This is a genomic window from Mycoplana sp. MJR14 (assembly GCF_029210525.1).
Classification (GTDB): domain Bacteria; phylum Pseudomonadota; class Alphaproteobacteria; order Rhizobiales; family Rhizobiaceae; genus Mycoplana.
The window spans coordinates 181,521-199,215 of sequence record NZ_JARGEO010000006.1; the positions used below are offsets into that span (position 1 = coordinate 181,521).

19 protein-coding genes are annotated in these 17,695 nt (G+C 64.8%); 9 read left to right on the forward strand and 10 right to left on the reverse strand.

Features of this window, described 5'->3' with window-relative positions; translation table 11 throughout:
• Positions 1-169: 169 nt before the first annotated feature.
• Positions 170-988 carry a cell envelope integrity EipB family protein gene (locus tag P0086_RS16090; RefSeq protein WP_112598920.1) on the reverse strand — a complete coding sequence of 273 codons (819 nt, stop codon included), beginning with the start codon at positions 986-988 and terminating at the stop codon, positions 170-172.
• A gap of 210 nt (positions 989-1,198) precedes the next feature.
• Here P0086_RS16090 and P0086_RS16095 point away from each other — a divergent pair, with 210 nt between their 5' ends.
• The 4 genes from P0086_RS16095 (at position 1,199) to P0086_RS16110 (ending at position 4,087) form a co-directional block, all read left to right on the forward strand.
• On the forward strand, positions 1,199-1,663 hold the full coding sequence (locus P0086_RS16095; RefSeq protein ID WP_275787317.1) for a RidA family protein: 465 nt from the start codon (positions 1,199-1,201) through the stop codon (positions 1,661-1,663).
• Positions 1,663-2,394, forward strand: coding sequence for a glycerophosphodiester phosphodiesterase (locus P0086_RS16100; protein ID WP_275787319.1), 732 nt, complete (start codon positions 1,663-1,665; stop codon positions 2,392-2,394). Before P0086_RS16095 ends, P0086_RS16100 begins: the two co-directional genes overlap by 1 nt.
• A gap of 2 nt (positions 2,395-2,396) precedes the next feature.
• Positions 2,397-3,593 (forward strand): GNAT family N-acetyltransferase, encoded by a 1,197-nt coding sequence (locus P0086_RS16105; RefSeq protein ID WP_275787321.1) that lies wholly within the window; start codon positions 2,397-2,399, stop codon positions 3,591-3,593.
• A gap of 68 nt (positions 3,594-3,661) precedes the next feature.
• A complete protein-coding gene (locus P0086_RS16110; protein ID WP_148178845.1) occupies positions 3,662-4,087 on the forward strand; it encodes an HIT family protein in 426 nt (141 codons plus the stop codon).
• Positions 4,088-4,123: 36 nt separating this feature from the next.
• Here the strand turns inward: P0086_RS16110 and P0086_RS16115 are convergent, their stop codons facing one another.
• From P0086_RS16115 to P0086_RS16150, 8 genes are all read right to left on the reverse strand, one after another.
• Positions 4,124-4,462 carry an AzlD domain-containing protein gene (locus tag P0086_RS16115; RefSeq protein ID WP_148178924.1) on the reverse strand — a complete coding sequence of 113 codons (339 nt, stop codon included), beginning with the start codon at positions 4,460-4,462 and terminating at the stop codon, positions 4,124-4,126.
• 2 nt (positions 4,463-4,464) lie between these two features.
• Positions 4,465-5,208: an AzlC family ABC transporter permease gene (locus P0086_RS16120; RefSeq protein ID WP_275787325.1), complete on the reverse strand. Its 744-nt coding sequence runs from the start codon at positions 5,206-5,208 to the stop codon at positions 4,465-4,467.
• A gap of 73 nt (positions 5,209-5,281) precedes the next feature.
• Positions 5,282-7,768 carry an ATP-dependent Clp protease ATP-binding subunit ClpA gene (clpA, locus tag P0086_RS16125; RefSeq protein WP_275787522.1) on the reverse strand — a complete coding sequence of 829 codons (2,487 nt, stop codon included), beginning with the start codon at positions 7,766-7,768 and terminating at the stop codon, positions 5,282-5,284.
• 9 nt (positions 7,769-7,777) lie between these two features.
• Positions 7,778-8,128: an ATP-dependent Clp protease adapter ClpS gene (clpS, locus tag P0086_RS16130; RefSeq protein WP_112598933.1), complete on the reverse strand. Its 351-nt coding sequence runs from the start codon at positions 8,126-8,128 to the stop codon at positions 7,778-7,780.
• Positions 8,129-8,372: 244 nt separating this feature from the next.
• Positions 8,373-8,726: a phasin family protein gene (locus P0086_RS16135; RefSeq protein ID WP_275787328.1), complete on the reverse strand. Its 354-nt coding sequence runs from the start codon at positions 8,724-8,726 to the stop codon at positions 8,373-8,375.
• A gap of 191 nt (positions 8,727-8,917) precedes the next feature.
• Positions 8,918-9,121, reverse strand: coding sequence for a DUF3126 family protein (locus tag P0086_RS16140; protein ID WP_097138383.1), 204 nt, complete (start codon positions 9,119-9,121; stop codon positions 8,918-8,920).
• Positions 9,122-9,215: 94 nt separating this feature from the next.
• Positions 9,216-10,049, reverse strand: coding sequence for a serine O-acetyltransferase (gene cysE, locus P0086_RS16145; RefSeq protein WP_112598937.1), 834 nt, complete (start codon positions 10,047-10,049; stop codon positions 9,216-9,218).
• Positions 10,050-10,129: 80 nt separating this feature from the next.
• Complete coding sequence (locus P0086_RS16150) at positions 10,130-10,915, reverse strand: alpha/beta hydrolase (protein ID WP_148178840.1); 786 nt, start codon at positions 10,913-10,915, stop codon at positions 10,130-10,132.
• 183 nt (positions 10,916-11,098) lie between these two features.
• Here P0086_RS16150 and P0086_RS16155 point away from each other — a divergent pair, with 183 nt between their 5' ends.
• Positions 11,099-11,344, forward strand: a complete 246-nt coding sequence (locus tag P0086_RS16155; RefSeq protein ID WP_097138376.1) for a zinc-finger domain-containing protein — start codon at positions 11,099-11,101, stop codon at positions 11,342-11,344.
• 26 nt (positions 11,345-11,370) lie between these two features.
• Complete coding sequence (locus tag P0086_RS16160; protein ID WP_275787334.1) at positions 11,371-12,543, forward strand: FAD-dependent monooxygenase; 1,173 nt, start codon at positions 11,371-11,373, stop codon at positions 12,541-12,543.
• Between the two features lie 93 nt (positions 12,544-12,636).
• Here P0086_RS16160 and P0086_RS16165 read toward each other — a convergent pair whose 3' ends face one another.
• Entirely contained in the window at positions 12,637-13,827 is a 1,191-nt protein-coding gene (locus tag P0086_RS16165) for a cystathionine beta-lyase (RefSeq protein WP_275787337.1), read from the reverse strand.
• A gap of 369 nt (positions 13,828-14,196) precedes the next feature.
• Between P0086_RS16165 and P0086_RS16170 the strand changes: the two genes are divergently transcribed.
• The 3 genes from P0086_RS16170 to P0086_RS16180 all read left to right on the forward strand — a co-directional run bounded on the left by P0086_RS16170 (position 14,197) and on the right by P0086_RS16180 (position 17,687).
• Positions 14,197-15,225: an amino acid ABC transporter substrate-binding protein gene (locus P0086_RS16170; protein ID WP_112598950.1), complete on the forward strand. Its 1,029-nt coding sequence runs from the start codon at positions 14,197-14,199 to the stop codon at positions 15,223-15,225.
• A 97-nt stretch (positions 15,226-15,322) separates the two neighbouring features.
• On the forward strand, positions 15,323-16,531 hold the full coding sequence (locus P0086_RS16175) for an amino acid ABC transporter permease (RefSeq protein ID WP_275787342.1): 1,209 nt from the start codon (positions 15,323-15,325) through the stop codon (positions 16,529-16,531).
• Between the two features lies 1 nt (position 16,532).
• The gene (locus tag P0086_RS16180; RefSeq protein ID WP_275787344.1) at positions 16,533-17,687 is read left to right on the forward strand and encodes an amino acid ABC transporter permease; all 1,155 of its coding nucleotides are present in this window, start codon (positions 16,533-16,535) and stop codon (positions 17,685-17,687) included.
• Positions 17,688-17,695: the final 8 nt, after the last annotated feature.

Genomic DNA, 17,695 nt, shown 5'->3' on the forward strand with positions numbered 1-17,695 from the left:
GAACCTCCGCAAGGCGAACAGCAGGACCCGTTGGCCCTGCCACCGGCGGAACCGTCCGGATTTCTCCCGGAAAGCCCCATGCCTCACGTGTGGAATGCGCTGCCCTTAACCGCAGTCGGCTTCGAAATCAACCCCGAAGCCGCGAAAAACGCGGGCGCAGCCCGGAATGCTACTTGCATTCGCCCGGCTGGAAGAGCTCCAGGTTGGCGAGTTTGCCGGAGAGGACGAAGTCGCCGTAGTCCATGGTCAGGTCCCGGGTGATGCCGTTCTCGTAGAGCTTGAACGACATCCTGTAGATCGGCAGGGCGTCGCCGGTCGCGTCGTCGTTGTAGTAGGCGATCGTCACGGGCCAGAACGACTGCTTGGCGAAGGAGCCCGCCTTCGCGGCGTCGGGATCGTCGCCGGCCGGCATTTCCTCCTTGCCGAGGACCGTGGTGGTCATCAGCGTCTTGTCGCCGGAATCCGAGCCGTCGAAGATGCGCGCCTCGAAGAAGCGCTCGCCCTTCTTCGCCCGGTCGATCAGTTCCAGCATGTGCTCGGTCGGAAAGATGCTGTCGGCCAGTTCCACCGCGCGCGTGTCCGGCGACGTCAGTTCGACGTTGACCCCGTCCTTTTCGTCCTTGGCGTTGCCCCGCACTTCCTTGTCCAGCTTCTCGTCGGTGAACGAGCGGGTGAGGAAGCGGAAGCTCCGGTTCTTCAGGTCTTCGTAGGTGGTCGTCTGCTGGTCGGTCAGCCGCGTCTCCTCACCCGTGTTGATCTGGGTGACGAAGCGGAAGCTGACGGTGTAGCCGTCGCAGGCGTTGCCGTTGAACTCATAGACCATGCGGCCGTACATGCCGGCGATCCCGGAGCGCTCGGACGCATCCTTGAGCTGCAGGTCGTAGACGGCGCGGTGCGGCGCCAGTCCTGCTGCCGAGACGGAAGCAGCCGGCATGGCTGCAAGGAACGCCGCCGTACAGAATGCCGGGACAAAGGTTGAGCGAAACATCCGTTTCCTCCTGTTGAACTCGGCCGCGATGTTATAAGTACACATTCGGCAAGAGCGGGGCGCAAGGCATTGCATGCCGCATTGTAACAGAAAACGCAATCTTGGCGGCACGCCTGCGCACAGTTCGCACGGGCCGGCCGAAGAGACACAGCTACATGCGACGGGCCGCGGGTTGCGGCGCCGTCGCGCGATCGCAGGATGGAGAACAGCATGTCCGCCGAAATCGAAAACAGGGTCAAGGAACTGGGCTACGTCATCCCGACGGCCGCCGCACCGGCCGCAAACTACGTTCCCTATGTGATCAGCGGTCAGGTCCTGCACATTTCCGGCCAGCTGCCGATGGCCGACGGCAAGATCGCCGTCACCGGCCATCTCGGCAAGAACGTCGACGTCCAGACCGGCCAGAAGGCGGCGGAGCTCTGCGCCGTCAACATCCTGGCCCAGGCCAAGGCCGCGCTCGGCGACCTCTCGCGAATCAAGCGGATCATCAAGATCAACGGCTTCGTCGCCTCCGCACCCGACTTCGTCGAGCAGCACCTCGTCATCAACGGCGCCTCGAACCTCCTGGTCGCAGCGCTTGGCGAGGCCGGCAAGCATGCGCGTGCCGCCGTCGGCATGGCCGCGCTGCCGATGAACGCCGCCGTCGAGATCGACGCGATCGTGGAAATCGCCTGATGCCGTCTGCAGAGCTTTCCTGGCTGACCGCGCAGCCGATCGCCCATCGCGGCTATCACGACATGAACCGCACCGTCTGGGAGAACACGCTTTCGGCGTTCTCCCGCGCCGTCGAGGCGGGCTTTGCCATAGAGTGCGACCTGCAATATGCCGCCGACGGCGTGCCGGTCGTCTTCCATGACGACAAGCTCGACAGGCTCTGCGCCATTCCCGGCGACGTCCGCGCAAAGACGTCGGTGGAGCTCGGCATGCTGTCGATCGGCGGCACGAAGGACAAGGTGCCCACGCTTGCGCAGCTCCTGAAGCTCGTCTCCGGCCGCGTCCCGCTCGTCATCGAATTGAAGGGCCGCAAGGACGACGACGAGGGTTTCGTCGCGAGCGTCCTGGAGATCATCGAGGACTACGACGGACCGATCGCCCTGATGAGCTTCGACCACTGGCTGCTGAAGGAACTGAAGGAGCTCGGCGCCCCGCGTCCGGTCGGGCTGACGGCCGGCGGCATCGAGCCTGAGACCTTCTTCGTGCACGAGGAGGCGATGCAGCTCGGGCTCGACTTCATCTCCTATTTCTACGGCGACCTGCCCAACCCGTTCATCACCAAGGAGCGCAAGGCCGGGATCCCGATCATCACCTGGACGGTGCGCGATCGTCAGGCCGTCGAGAAGACCTTCGCGGAGGCCGACCAGATGACCTTCGAGGGGTTCGATCCGCGCGAGACGCTGGTCGCCTGACGATGGCCGACACCTACCGGATCCGCATCGCCCAGAGTTTCGCCGATATTCCGGCCGAGCGTTGGGCGCAGCTTTCCGGCGCGGCGCGCGGGCTTGCGGGCGCTGCCTACAACCCCTTCGTCAGCCATGCGTATCTGTCGGCGCTGGAGGAGTCCGGATCGGCCACGGCTGACACCGGCTGGCTCGGCCAGCACCTCCTCCTCGAGCAGGAGGACGGCACGCTGCTCGGCGCGCTGCCCGCCTACCTGAAGAACCACAGCCAGGGCGAATACGTCTTCGACCACGGCTGGGCCGACGCCTTCGAGCGGGCCGGCGGACACTATTATCCGAAGCTCCAGGCCTCGGTGCCGTTTACGCCGGCTACCGGGCCGCGCCTGCTCCACCGCGCCGACCTCGATCCCGCGCCCATCCGCCAGGCGCTTGCCGCGGGGTTGAAGGAACTGACGCGCCGGCACGGCATCTCCTCGGCGCACGTCACCTTCGTCCCCGTCGACGAGATACCGACGCTCGAGGACGTCGGCTTCCTGCACCGGACCGACCAGCAGTTCCACTTCCAGAACTGCGGCTACGGCTCGCACGACGACTTCCTGCAGACGCTGGCGTCGCGCAAGCGCAAGGCACTGAAGAAGGAACGCCGCTCCGCCCTGGAGAACGGCATCGAGATCGACTGGCTGACCGGCAAGGACCTGACCGAGGACATCTGGGACCAGTTCTTCGCCTTCTACATGGACACCGGCGGGCGCAAATGGGGACGTCCCTACCTGACGCGCAGGTTCTATTCGCTGATCGGCGAGCGGATGGCGGACGACGTGCTGCTCGTCATGGCGCGGCGCGGCGGCCGCTACGTCGCCGGCGCCATCAACTTCATCGGCGGCGACGCCCTGTTCGGCCGCCACTGGGGCTGCATCGAGGATCACCCCTACCTGCATTTCGAGGTCTGCTATCATCAGGCGATCGATTTCGCGATTGCGCGCGGTCTCGCCCGCGTCGAGGCCGGCGCGCAGGGAGAACACAAGCTGGCGCGCGGCTACATGCCGGTGACGACCCATTCGGCGCACTACATCAGCCATGCCGGCCTGCGCCGCGCCGTGGCCGACTATCTGGAGCGGGAACGGCGGGACGTCGCCGAGACGGGCGAATGGCTCGCCGAACACGGCCCCTTCCGCAAGGGCGGCGAGCGCCCGCCGGACGAGGACTGACTGACGCGGCCGCCGTGCCGCTGCAATCGATTCCGGCCCGACGGGCCGCACCTTTGAAGGAGACCATCATGAGCGCCTATGATCCGGGCAACATCTTCGCCAAGATCCTCCGGGGAGAGATCCCCTCCCACAAGATCTACGAGGACGAGGACACGCTGGCCTTCATGGACGTGATGCCGCAGGGACCGGGCCATACGCTCGTCATTCCGAAGGCGCCCTCGCGCAACATCCTCGATGCCGACCCGCAAACGCTGTCGCGGGTGATGCCCGTCGTCCAGAAGGTCGCGATCGCCGCGAAGGAGGCCTTCGCCGCCGACGGCGTCACCGTCATCCAGTTCAACGAACCGGCCTCCGGCCAGACGATCTACCACCTGCACTTCCACATCATTCCGCGCTTCGACGGCGTGCCGCTCAAGCCGCATTCGGGCACGATGGAGGACCAGGGCGTTCTTGCCGCGAACGCGCAGAAGATGCGTGAGGCCCTGGCCGGTTAAGGCCAAGGCCGTCGGCGGGGCCGGTTCGCCGGCCCCTCAGGTGCCGAGGACATAGAGCCCCGCAGCAAGCGTGCCGATCGCCACGACGATGCCGAGCAGCTGGTGGCGCCTGAAACCGAAGAAAGCGGCAGCCCCCGCCGCGACCGCGCCGACCCGCAGCCAGATCGGCGAACCTTCCAGCTCGCCGGTCGGATAGACGATCAGCTTGGCGATGACCGCCGCCACGAGCGCGGTGGCAACCGCCCTCACCCAGTTCATTGTCTCCGAATTCTCGTCGATCCGGTTGCCGGCGACAACGCCGAGCCAGCGCCAGATGTCGGTCGCAAGCCAGCCGGCGACGACGATGAAGACATAGGGCCAGAGCGCGTCGGCCATCGTCACACCCCGCCCTTCTGCCGCAGCCGCAGGCGCCGCTCGCCGAACCAGGCGAGCGTGCCGCCGACCAGGCCCGCAAGCAGGATGTCGAAATCGGGTGCGACTTCATGGAAGACGACGCCGAGGACCAGGCCGATCCCCAGCGCCCAGTAGATCACCCGGTGGCGTGCGGACACCCAGATCGAGGTCAGGAAGTAGACCGGCGTCAGGAAGAACAGGCACGCGCCGATCAGCGGCGGAAACTGCGTCACCAGGAAATAGGCGACGCCGACGAGGATGATGTTGGCCGAAGTCAGCGTGATGCTGAAGCCGGCGAAATAGGCGACCCGCCCGTCGCGCGGGATCTTGTGCGCCCGCTCCATCGCGAAGACCCAGGCGGTGATCGCGACGAAATGCGACAGGACGAGCATCAGCCAGGTCGGGGTCCTCCGGTTGCGGATTTCCGGCACGAGCGCGGCCACCATCGGCATCATGCGGACGGACGACAGCGTGACGGCGATGAAGGCGGTGACGATGTTGGCGCCCGACAGCATGCTGCCGACGAGGATCACCTTGGCTGGAAGCGCCCAGACCATGCCGGTCATGAACATCACCTGCTCCACCGGAATGCCGCCCTCGGCCGTGAACGCGGCAAAGCCGACGAACGACAGCATCAGCATGATCGCCGGAATGCTCCAGATCCCGCGCATGCCCTGAACGAACCAGTGCCGCTTCGTCTGCCCTTCGGATATCGCCTCGGCGTCCATACGTCATTCCCGGCATGCCACATGAAAATGCCGGGCAGTCGCCTGCCCGGCACGGAACCTGCTGCCGCAGGCCTTATTTCTTGCGCGGGACCTTCGGCACGCCGCTGCCCTTGCGGGCCGGTGCGGTCGCCTTGTCGGCCTCTGCCTTGGCGGCCCTGGACTTCGACGCACTGGCGGCGACGGTCTCCTTGGCCTTCCGCGGCTTCGCGGCCTTGCGGGCGGGGGTGGCGATCTCCGCCTTCGGCTTGATCGGCGCGGTCTCCGGCACGGCATCGAGCACGATGCCCTTGGTGCCGTCCTCCTTGGTGCCGACCGAGACGCGGACGACGCCGCCCTTCTTCAGCTTGCCGAACAGGATCTCGTCGGCGAGCTTCTTCTTGATGTTCTCCTGGATGACGCGCGCCAGCGGGCGGGCGCCCATCTTCTCGTCGTAGCCCTTCTCGGCCAGCCAGGCGATCGCCTCTGGCTGCAGTTCGAAGGTGACGTTGCGCTCCGACAGCTGGGTTTCCAGCTGCATGACGAACTTCTGCACGACCTGGTGGATCACCGGCGTCGGCAGCGAGCCGAACGGGATGATGGCATCCAGACGGTTGCGGAACTCCGGCGTGAACAGGCGGTTGATCGCCTCCATGTCCTCGCCTTCGCGCTTGGACGAGCCGAAGCCGATCGCGGCCCGCGCCATGTCGGAGGCGCCCGCATTCGTCGTCATGATCAGGATGACGTTGCGGAAGTCGATCTTCTTGCCGTTGTGGTCGGTCAGCGAACCGTGGTCCATGACCTGCAACAGGATGTTGTAGAGGTCCGGATGTGCCTTCTCGATCTCGTCGAGCAGCAGCACGCAATGCGGATGCTGGTCGACGCCGTCGGTCAGGAGGCCGCCCTGGTCGAAGCCGACATAGCCGGGAGGGGCACCGAGCAGGCGCGAGACCGTGTGCCGCTCCATGTATTCCGACATGTCGAAGCGCAGGAGTTCGACGCCCAGCGACGACGCCAGCTGCTTGGCCACCTCGGTCTTGCCGACGCCGGTCGGGCCGGAGAACAGGTAGCAGCCGATCGGCTTGTTCGGCTCGCGCAGGCCGGCCCGGGCCAGCTTGATCGCCGACGCCAGCGCCTCGATTGCCAGGTCCTGGCCGTAGACGACCGAACGAAGCTCCTTCTCGAGGTTGGCGAGAACGGTCTCGTCGTCCTTGGAGACGGTCTTCGGCGGAATGCGGGCCATCGTCGCGATCGTCGCCTCGATCTCCTTCTCGGTGATCAGCTTGCGCCGCTTGCCGGCCGGCAGCAGCATCTGTGCGGCCCCCGTCTCGTCGATCACGTCGATCGCCTTGTCGGGCAGCTTGCGGTCGGAGATGTAGCGGGCCGAAAGCTCGACCGCCGACTTGATCGCCTCGTTCGAGTACTTCAGCTTGTGGTAGTCCTCGAAATAGGGCTTCAGCCCCTTCATGATCTCGATCGTGTCGTCGATGGTCGGCTCGTTGACGTCGATCTTCTGGAAGCGGCGGACCAGCGCCCGGTCCTTCTCGAAGAACTGGCGGTATTCCTTGTAGGTGGTCGAACCGATGCAGCGGATCGCCCCCGACGACAGCGCCGGCTTGAGAAGGTTCGAGGCATCCATCGCGCCGCCGGAGGTGGCGCCGGCGCCGATCACGGTATGGATCTCGTCGATGAAGAGCACCGCGCCCGGATACTCCTCGAGCTCCTTGACGACCTGCTTCAGGCGTTCCTCGAAGTCGCCGCGATAGCGGGTGCCGGCGAGCAGCGTGCCCATGTCGAGCGAGAAGATCGTGGCATCCTGCAGCGCCTCGGGCACCTTCTTCTCGACGATGCGCTTGGCCAGCCCCTCGGCGATCGCCGTCTTGCCGACGCCCGGATCACCGACATAGAGCGGATTGTTCTTGGAGCGGCGGCACAGCACCTGGATCGTCCGGTTGACCTCGGCGTGGCGGCCGATCAGCGGGTCGATCTTGCCGACCTTGGCCTTTTCGTTGAGGTTGACGCAGTAGGCGGTGAGTGCGTCCTGCTTCTTGCCGGCGTCCTCCTGCTCGCCCTGGGAGCGGGTCTGCTTCTGTTCGTTCTCGGTCTCCTCGGACCCGCGCACGGTCCGGGCCTCGGACGATCCCGGCCGCTTGCCGATCCCGTGCGAGATGAAGTTGACGGCGTCGTAGCGCGTCATCTCCTGTTCCTGCAGGAAGTAGGCGGCATGGCTTTCCCGTTCGGCGAAGATCGCGACGAGGACGTTTGCCCCGGTCACCTCTTCCCGGCCGGAAGACTGGACGTGGATGACGGCGCGCTGGATGACGCGCTGGAAGCCGGAGGTCGGCTTGGAATCCTCCTCGTACCCCGTGACCAGGTTGGCAAGGTCGTTGTCGACGTAGTCGGAGACCGTCTTGCGCAGGGTTTCGAGATTGACGTTGCAGGCGCCCATCACCGCCGCCGCGTCGGCGTCGTCGATCAGCGCCAGAAGCAGGTGCTCCAGCGTGGCATATTCATGGTGGCGCTCATTGGCGTAGGTCAGTGCCTGGTGAAGCGCTTTCTCAAGACTGGTCGAAAAAGTTGGCACGTTCATTCCTCATTTCTTTTCCATGACACACTGGAGCGGATGCTGGTGCTGGCGGGAGAAATCCATCACCTGTGTCACTTTGGTTTCGGCAACCTCGTAGGTAAAAACGCCACACTCACCCACGCCGTGATTATGCACATGCAGCATGATCCGGGTTGCAGCCTCGCGGTCCTTCTGGAAGAACCGCTCGAGGATATGGATCACGAATTCCATTGGCGTGTAATCGTCATTGAGAAGCAGCACCCGGTAGAGGCTCGGCTTCTTGGTCTTCGGCTTCGTGCGGGTAATGACGGAAGTGCTGCGACCGGGAGTGTCGCCGCTTCCTTCATTGCCCTGCAACCGGCCCGGTATCGCATTCATTCCAGTTCATTCCTCGTGAGTGCGGCTCTCGCATGAAGGGAAAGCCGCGGCGGCCGACGGTTGCCGTCATCATGCCTACGTAATCTAGTGGTTCCTTTCGGGATTTTAAGGCCCCTGCTTCGTCCTGCAAGGATAATCCAGCGGTGCGGGATTGAAAGCCTGAATTTTAGCGGCGTGCGCCAAAACGGCAAAGGCCGGCGACACTTCCGCGCCGCCGGCCTTCCGAAACAATCGCTTGCGGTGATCAGGCCGCGACGGCCGCCTTGGCCGCTGCGGTCGCCTTGGCCACCGGCGCCTCGTAGGGCTTGTAGGCGGTCTTGGCGAGGTCGGAATACATTTCCCCGATCTTCGTCGCCTCGGCGATGTAGGACTCGTAGGACTTCTTCAGGAAGGAGGTCTGCAGTTCGAAGGCGGCTTCAAAGCTCTTCACGGTCGACAGCTTCTCGAAATGCGCAACGCCCTCCTCGAACGACTTCTTGGAGTAGTCGGCAGCTTCGGTCGCGATGGCCTGCATGCCCTTGGCCACCGACGAGTAGCTCTTCAGGATCGTGTCCATCGTTTCCTTGCCCGTCTTGTTGGCCTCATCGAAATTGAACATGTATTTCCTCCTATTTGTCCCACCCGGACAGGCCAAAACTATATGCAATGCACAATAAAGTCAATTTGTTTGCCGCACTGCAATATTAGTCAGCAATTGCAAATGCTTGGTCGGCGGAACCTGACAGGACACAAAAAAGCCCGGCCGCCTCTTGGCGCCGGGCTTGATCGGATCGCCGTCGGGCGGCGGGATCAGAGATCGATGTCGAGGATCGCCATCGAGAAGTTGTAGGACAGCTCGCCGTCCTCCTCGTCCCGGAAAACGACGCCCAGAAACTCGTCGGCCAGATAGACTTCCGCCGACTCGTCCTTCTTCGGGCGTGCCTTGATGACCATGTCCTTGTTGAAGTTCCGCTTGAAGTAGGCCTCAAGCTTCCTGATCTCTTCGGGCTTCACGATTGCGTCTCCGTATCGGTTCGTTCGCGCCGCTTCTCGCACCTGCGCCGGACGCTGTAAACCCTGAAAGAGGCCAGTCTCCAGCGTTTTGCGTTCAGATGTCGAAGCCTGCGCCGTGCAGGATCTGGTCCATGGCGCGCGACGGTTCCGAACAGCCCGCCTCCCCCACGACCTTGGCCGGGACGCCTGCGACGGTCGACTTCGGCGGCATGTCCTTCAGCACGACCGAACCCGCGGCGATCCGCGAGCAGTGGCCGATGTGGATGTTGCCGAGGATCTTGGCGCCGGCGCCGATGAGCACGCCGTTGTCGATCTTCGGATGGCGGTCGCCGCCCTCCTTGCCGGTGCCGCCGAGCGTGACGTTGTGCAGGATCGAGACGTTGTCGCCGATCACCGCCGTCTCGCCGACGACGAGGCCGGTGGCGTGATCGAGGAAGATGCCCTTGCCGATCCGGGCCGCCGGGTTGATGTCCGTCTGGAACACGCTGGAGGAGCGGCTCTGCAGGTAGAGGGCGAAATCGCGCCGCCCGTTCAGGTGCAGCCAGTGGGCCAGCCGATGCGTCTGGATCGCGTGGAATCCCTTGAAATAGAGCACCGGCTCGATGAACCGCGTGCAGGCCGGGTCGCGGTCATAGACCGCCTGGATGTCGACCCTGAGGATCGCGCCCCATTCCGGCCAGGCCGCCTGCATCTCCTCGAAGGTCTGGCGCAGAAGGTTCGCCTGCAGGTCGGGATGGTCGAGCCGCTCGCAGACGCGGTGGATCACGCTCGCCTCCAGCGAGGCCTGGTTGATCACCGTCGAGTAGAGAAACGCCGCCAGCAGCGGGTCCTCCTGTGCCGCGACACGCGCCTCCTGCTGCAGGCTGTCCCAGATCGGGTCCATCACCTTCAGCTTGTCGTCGGCGCGCTTCTCATTGCTGGCGACCATCGCCGTACTCCTTCTTGCGTCTGGCTCAATATATAGAGCAAACGGCCGCGGGGCGGAATGCCCCGGCGGTCACGGAGGCGCTATCGACCGTCGATTTCCGCATAGAAGGCCAGGACCGCCTTCTTGAACACGCGATCGCCCACCGCCAGCATGTGGTCGCGGCCGGGGATGTCGACGGCGCGCCCGTCCGGCATCAGCCTGGCCAGCGCTTCGGGGGAACCGGCGATGTCGTCCTTCGTGCCGACCGCGACGAGCGCGGGCACGTCGATCCGCGCCATGTCGGCGGGCGTCAACAGGTCGCGCGAGGTGGCGATGCAGGCCGCCAGCGCCTTGCGGTCCGATTTCGTCTGTTCGGCAAAGGCGCGGAACATCCGCCCGCGCTCGTGGCTGACGTCCTCCAGAGACGGCGCCAGCAGCGCGTCGGCGATCGGATCCCAGTCGCCCACCCCGTCGACCATGCCGATGCCGAGACCGCCGAAGACGACGGAACGGACGCGGTGCGGATGGCCGATCGCCATGAAGGCGGTGATGCGCGCGCCCATCGAATAGCCCATGACATGGGCCTCGGGGATGCCGAGATGATCGAGCAATGCGGCCGCGTCGCCGGCCATGGCGGGGGGATGGTAGAGGGCCGGATCGTGCGGCTTGTCGCTCCTGCCGTGGCCGCGATTGTCGATGCCGATCACCCGGTAGCCGGCGTCGCCGAGCGTCTTCATCCAGCCGGGATAGACCCAGTTGACGCTGGCGCTCGAGGCGAAGCCGTGGATCAGCAGCACCGGCGCACCGGACGGGTCGCCCTCGTCGAAAAACGCCAGCTCGAGCCCGTCGTGGTGGAAACGGGAAAAGGTCGGGGGATCGAGATTCATGTCCATTGCCTCTGGGTGTGCGCAAGTCGTGTCCGCGGTCGCTCCGCTCTTAGGACGCTTTGCCGCAGGATGGAACGCTTCACCCTGTTTTTTCTCCGCCGCGACTTGACGTTTGCCGCTACACATTTGCGTGCAACGGCTATATGGTCCGCCGAAATTTCGACATACCACCCGGAGCATCCCATGGCTGGCCACAGCATTCCCCATTTCCAGAACGACGGCGGACACGCGGTGATCGAGATCGGCGTCAAGGAATTCATGTGCGTCGGCGCCTCGGTCCCCTTCGATCATCCCCATATCTTCATCGACATGGGCGACGACAACGAGAAGGTCTGCGGCTACTGCTCCACGCTCTATCGTTACAACCCCTCGCTCAAGGCGACGCAGACCAACCCCGTCGGTTGCACCTTCGCAAACCAGGCCGCCTGATCGATGTCATCTGAGGAGTCGCGCGGATGACCGTGCGAACGGTCGCGATCGTCGGCGCCGGCATGGCCGGGCTGACCGCGGCACTCTGCCTTGCCCGAAAGGGCATCGCCAGCCACCTGATCGAACAGGCCGAGCGGCTCGAGGAGGTCGGCGCCGGCCTGCAGATCTCGCCGAACGCGTCGCGCGTCCTTGCCACGCTTGGTCTCCTCCCTGCCCTGGAAAAACGCTGGACCGAGCCGGAGCGGATCGTGATCGCCTCCGGTCGCAGCCTGAAGCCGCTCGCCCATGTTCCGGTCGGTGCCGACGCCCGCCGTCGCTGGCACGCCCCCTACGGTGTCCTTCATCGCGCCACGCTGCAGCAGGTGCTGTTCGAGGCGGCAAGCGGGAACCCGCTCATCGGCATGACGCTCGGCGTGCGGATGGAAGGCTACGACCGCGCCGCCGAGATCGCCGACCTGATCGGCGTCCGTCCGGACCTGACGATCGCCGCCGACGGCGTCTGGTCGACCATGCGGGCGGGCGTCCCGGGTGCGGCCAACGCCCGCTTCAGCGGCAACATCGCCTGGCGCTTCACGATCCCCTTCGCAACGGCGCCGCGTTTTCTCGATCCGCGCGCGGTCACCGCCTTCGTCGGGCCTTCGGCGCATCTTGTCGCCTATCCGCTCACCGAGGCGGACGCCTTCAACATCGTCGCGATCCACAAGGGACCGGCATTCATCAGTCACAGCTGGGACGTGCACGCCGGTGAGGCCGGCAGCGCCTTCGGGCTCGACGCCTTCTCCGGCTGGAACAAGGACATCGCCGCCCTCCTGGCCCTCGCCGAGAAGCCCCTCGCCTGGCCGCTCTACGAATGCGGCGACGGGCGCTGGTTCGACGGCAAGGATCTTCTTCTGATCGGCGACGCCGCGCATGCGACGACGCCCTTTGCCGCGCAGGGTGCGGCCATGGCGATCGAGGACGCGGCCGAACTGGCGCAGGCACTCGCCGGCGGAGCGGACGCCAGGACCGCCCTTGCCGGCTTCGAAGAGCAGCGCCGGCAGCGCATCGGCCGCGTTCGCGCACGGGCCGATTTCAACCGCTTCGCCTACCACGCGCGCGGGCCTGTGGCCCTTGTGCGCGATATCGTGCTGGGCCTGCGGAGCGCCGAGAGCCTGGCGGCCGATCTCGACTGGCTCTACGGCTACCGGCCGGACATCTGAGCGCCCTTGCCGGCTGGCCGCACCGTGACCGCGCCCGAGGGAGCGAGCACCGGAAAGCGTTCGCCAGAGGCGGCAGGGTAGCGCCGGCCGATTCTAGACGGCCCGGGCAGCCGCCAAGCCGCGCTCGATGTCGGCGCGCAGATCGGCGATGTCCTCCAGGCCGATCTGCAGCCGCACCAGCGGTCCCGCCGTCGGCCCCTTGCAGATCGTCCGGTCGTTCAGGTTGACGTGGACGGCAAGGCTCTCGAAGCCGCCCCAGGAATAGCCGAGACCGAAGATGCGCAGCGCATCGAGGAAGGCATGCGCCTTGGCCTTGAAGCGTTCCGGGCTGCCGCCGTCGAGCACGACCGAGAAGATGCCGCTGGCACCCTTGAAATCGCGCTTCCACAGCGCATGCCCCGGAAAGCTCGGCAGGCCCGGGTGAAGCACGGCGGCGACGTCGTCCCTGCCCTCCAGCCACTCGGCAAGCCTCAGGGCACTGTCCTGATGCCGCTCCAGCCTGACGCCCATCGTCCTCAGGCCGCGCAGGATCTGGTAGGCATCATCCGGGCAGCCGCAGATGCCGAGCGCGAAATTCCCCTCCCAGAGCCTGTTCCAGTGGGCCGCATTGGCCGAGACCGTCCCCATCAGGATGTCGGAATGGCCGGAGGGATACTTCGTCGCCGCATGGATCGAAATGTCGACGCCGTGGTCGAGCGGACGGAAGTAGAGCGGCGTCGCCCAGGTGTTGTCCATGGTGACGACGGCGCCGCCCTTGTGCGCGGCATCCGCAATGGCACGCACGTCCTGCATCTCGAAGGTGTTCGAGCCCGGCGCCTCGAGATGCACGAGCTTCGTATTCGGCTTCATCAGCGCGGCGATCCCCGCACCGACGGCGGGGTCGTAGTATTCGACGGTGACGCCGAGGCGGGTCAGCATCGTGTCGCAGAAATACCGCGTCGGGCTGTAGACCGAATCGACGATGAGCGCGTGGTCGCCCGCCGACAGGAACGCGAGGAACGGCACGGTGACGGCAGCGAGTCCGGAGGGCACGAGAATCGTGCCGGCAGAGCCCTCGAGCTCGTCGATCGCCGCACAGAGCGCGTCCGTGGTCGGCGTGCCGCGCGTGCCGTAGGTGTATTTCTGCGCCCGCTTCTCCATCGTCGCCGCATTCGGGAAGAGCACGGTGGAGGCATGGACGACCGGCGGATTGACGAAGCCGTGGAATTCGGCGGGATCGTTGCCGACATGGGTCAGCCGGGTATTCGGGCCGGCGGCGGCCAGCACGTCTTTCTTGTCATTCATGAAACGGGATCCGCAGGGTTGCTTGATGGGAGACTTTGCACTTTCCAGAGGGTGATTTGCGCGGTCAAGCCAATTTTGCTGAAGGACCCATCACGCGGATGTGACGGTTCGGTCGCGCAAGGGCCTCCGCAGCAGCGGTTATTTTGAGCTTATGATGCACTTTTCCAGCTGATTTTGCATATTTTTTTGTCAATGGCAGTGAGATTCACCAGCTTGCTTGGAAATCGGGCGGCCACTCTTGACCCTGCGTCATTTTGAGCATGAGATAGGTCAACTCGCGCCGGGAGGGTGACGAGTGCCGCCAGCGCTCCCGCACCTTGGCAGCGCCGGGCGGACAAAGAAAGACAAATAGAACAAGGGTATTTGGACATGGCAAAGAAGATCGTGACGGCACTCGTTGGCGCTGCCGTATTGGGGATGGGCGCCCAGGCTGCCCAGGCGGACACGCTTTCCGACGTGAAGGCAAAGGGTTTCGTACAGTGCGGTGTCAACGGCTCGAACCTCGCAGGCTTCGGCGCGCAGGATTCGGCCGGCAACTGGTCGGGCCTTGATGTGGATCTCTGCAAGGCCGTGGCCGCTGCCATCTTTGGTGACGCCACCAAGGTGAAGTACACGCCCCTTTCCGCCAAGGATCGCTTCCCCGCCCTGCAGTCGGGCGAAATCGACATGCTCGCCCGCAACACCACCTGGAGCACCAGCCGCGATTCGCAGCTCGGCTTCGACTTCCGCGCCGTCACCTATTATGACGGCCAGGGCTTCATGGTGAAGAAGGAGCTCGGCGTGAAGTCGGCGCTCGAACTGAGCGGCGCCTCGGTCTGCGTACAGTCCGGCACCACGACCGAACTGAACCTCGCCGACTACTTCCGCTCCAACAACATGGACTTCAAGCCCGTCGTGTTCGAGTCCCAGGACGAAGCCGACGCCGCCTACAATGCCGGCCGTTGCGACGCCTATACGACCGACGCCTCCGGCCTCTATTCGATCCGCCTGAAGATGGCCAACCCGGACGACCACATGGTCCTGCCGGAGATCATCTCCAAGGAACCGCTCGGCGCGGCAGTCCGCCAGAACGACTCCAAGTGGCTGGATGTCGTCAGCTGGTCGCACTACGCGCTGGTCGCCGCCGAGGAATTCGGCATCACCCAGGCTAATGTCGAGGAGATGAAGAAGTCGGCCAACCCCGACATCAAGCGCTTCCTCGGCGAAGAAGCCGATTCGACCCTCGGCGCGGACCTCGGCCTTCCGAAGGACTGGGCCGTGCAGATCATCAAGGCCGTCGGCAACTACGGCGAATCGTTCGAACGCAACGTCGGCCAGGCCTCGCCGCTCAAGATCGACCGCGGCCTGAACGCGCTGTGGAACAAGGGCGGCCTGCAATACGCTCCGCCGATCCGTTGATCGGCAGCTGAGCCGAACTGCCGGGAGGGCGGAAATTCCGCCCTCCCGTTAAAAGTAACGCCCGGCAAAAAGGGCGAACGGAAAGAAGGGGTACTGAATGGCTATTGCGCAAGCCCGCACCGGGGACGGCGAACCTCCGAAGGTGTCGCTCCTCTACAATCCCGCCCTACGAAGCTATGTCTACCAGATACTGACACTCGTCCTGATCGTCTGGGTCGTCTGGTACGCCTGGCACAACGCGACCCAAAACCTCGCCCGCGCCAACATGACGAGCGGCTTTGGCTTCCTCAACAGCCGCGCCGGCTTCGATATCGCCCAGAGCCTGATCGCCTATACCAGCGATTCGACCTATTTCAGGGCCTTGCAGGTCGGCCTCCTGAACACGCTGGTCGTCGCGGCCTGCAGTATCGTCACGGCGACGATCGTGGGCCTGCTGGTCGGCATCGGCCGCCTTTCGCACAACTGGCTCGTCGCGCGGCTGTGCACGGTCTATGTCGAGATCTTCCGCAATATCCCGCCGCTGCTCGTCATCTTCTTCTGGTACCTGGGCGTCCTGGCGCTGCTGCCGACCATCCGCACCATCTTCCAGCATGTGAAGGACAATCCGGGTGCGATCTTCTTCATATCGAACCGGGGCATCTATATGCCGGCGCCCATCTTCGGCGACGGATTCGGCCTCGTCGTCGCCGCCTTCGTCGCCGGCGTCCTCGCCGCGATCGCCTTTACCGTTTGGGCCAATGCCCGCCAGCGGGCGACCGGCAACCGCCCGCCGGTCCTGATGGTCAACCTCGCCCTGATCCTCTTGCTGCCTTTCGCGGTCTTCCTTCTGATGGGGATGCCGCTGTCGTTCGACTACCCGGTTCCCGGCTCGTTCAACATGAAGGGCGGCATGGTCATCGGGCCCGAGTTCCTGGCGCTCTACCTGGCGCTGTCGCTGTACTCCGCCTCCTTCATCGCGGAGATCGTGCGCGCCGGCATCCGGGGCGTCCCGGGCGGGCAGACGGAAGCATCCTATGCGTTGGGGCTGAGGCCGGGGCCGACGACACGGCTCGTCATACTGCCCCAGGCCCTGAGGATCATCATCCCGCCGCTGACGTCGCAGTATCTCAACATCATCAAGAACTCGTCGCTCGCCGTCGCAGTCGGTTACGCCGACCTCGTCGCGGTCGGCGGCACGATCCTCAACCAGTCGGGCCACTCGATCGAGATCATCGCGATCTGGATGGCGATCTACCTGTCGATCAGCCTCCTCACGTCGCTGTTCATGAACTGGTTCAACGCCAAGATGGCACTGGTGGAGCGCTGAGATGGCCGAGAACATCACTTACGTCCGCGACCAATTCATTCCCGCCGCGCAGCCGCCGGTTTCCGATTCCACGATCGTCGGCTGGATGCGCAAGAACCTGTTCGCCACCTGGACGGACAGCGCCATGACGATCGCCGCACTGGTGGCGCTCCTGTACTTTCTGCCGGGTGCGATCGACTGGCTGTTCCTCTCCGCCGTGTGGACGGGCGAAAACCGAACCGCCTGCCTGACCGTCGACCAGGGCGGCGCACTGCCGAGCGGATGGAGTGGCGCCTGCTGGGCCTATGTCGGCGACCGCTTCGTCCAGTTCATGTTCGGCTCCTACCCCCGCGACCAGCTCTGGCGGCCCCTGCTCATCGGCGGCCTGTTCGTCGCCCTGCTCGTCCCGCTTCTGATGCCGAAGGCACCGCGCAAGGGATTGAACGCCATCCTGCTGCTCGTCGCGCTGCCGATCCTCGCCTATGTGCTTCTGCTCGGCGGCCACTTCGGCCTCTCGCACGTCGAGACGACGCTCTGGGGCGGGCTGATGGTGACGCTGATCCTCTCCTTCGTCGGCATCGTCATATCGCTGCCGGCCGGCATTCTCCTGGCGCTCGGCCGCCGCTCGCAGATGCCGATCGTCCGGACCGCGTGCATCAGCTTCATCGAACTGATCCGGGGCGTGCCGCTGATCACGGTGCTGTTCATGGCGAGCGTGTTGCTGCCGCTCTTCCTGGAGCCCGGCAACAACATCGACAAGTTCCTGCGGGCGCTGATCGGCGTATCGGTCTTCGCCTCGGCCTATATGGCCGAGGTCATCCGCGGCGGCCTGCAGGCGATCCCGAAGGGCCAGTACGAGGCCGCCGATGCGCTCGGCCTGAACTATTTCCACAAGATGACCTTCGTCGTCCTGCCGCAGGCGATCAAGCTGGTCATCCCGGGCATCGTCAACACCTTCATCGGAATGTTCAAGGACACCTCGCTCGTGACCATCATCTCGATGTATGACCTGCTCGGCATCGTCAAGGCGAGCTTCGGCGACAGCGGCTGGATCACACCCGTCACCCCGCTGACGGGCCTGATCTTCGCCGGGTTCACGTTCTGGATTTTCTGCTTCGGAATGTCGCGTTATTCGGCCTTCGTGGAGCGCCGGCTCGACAAGAGCCACAAGAGATAACCTCAGGG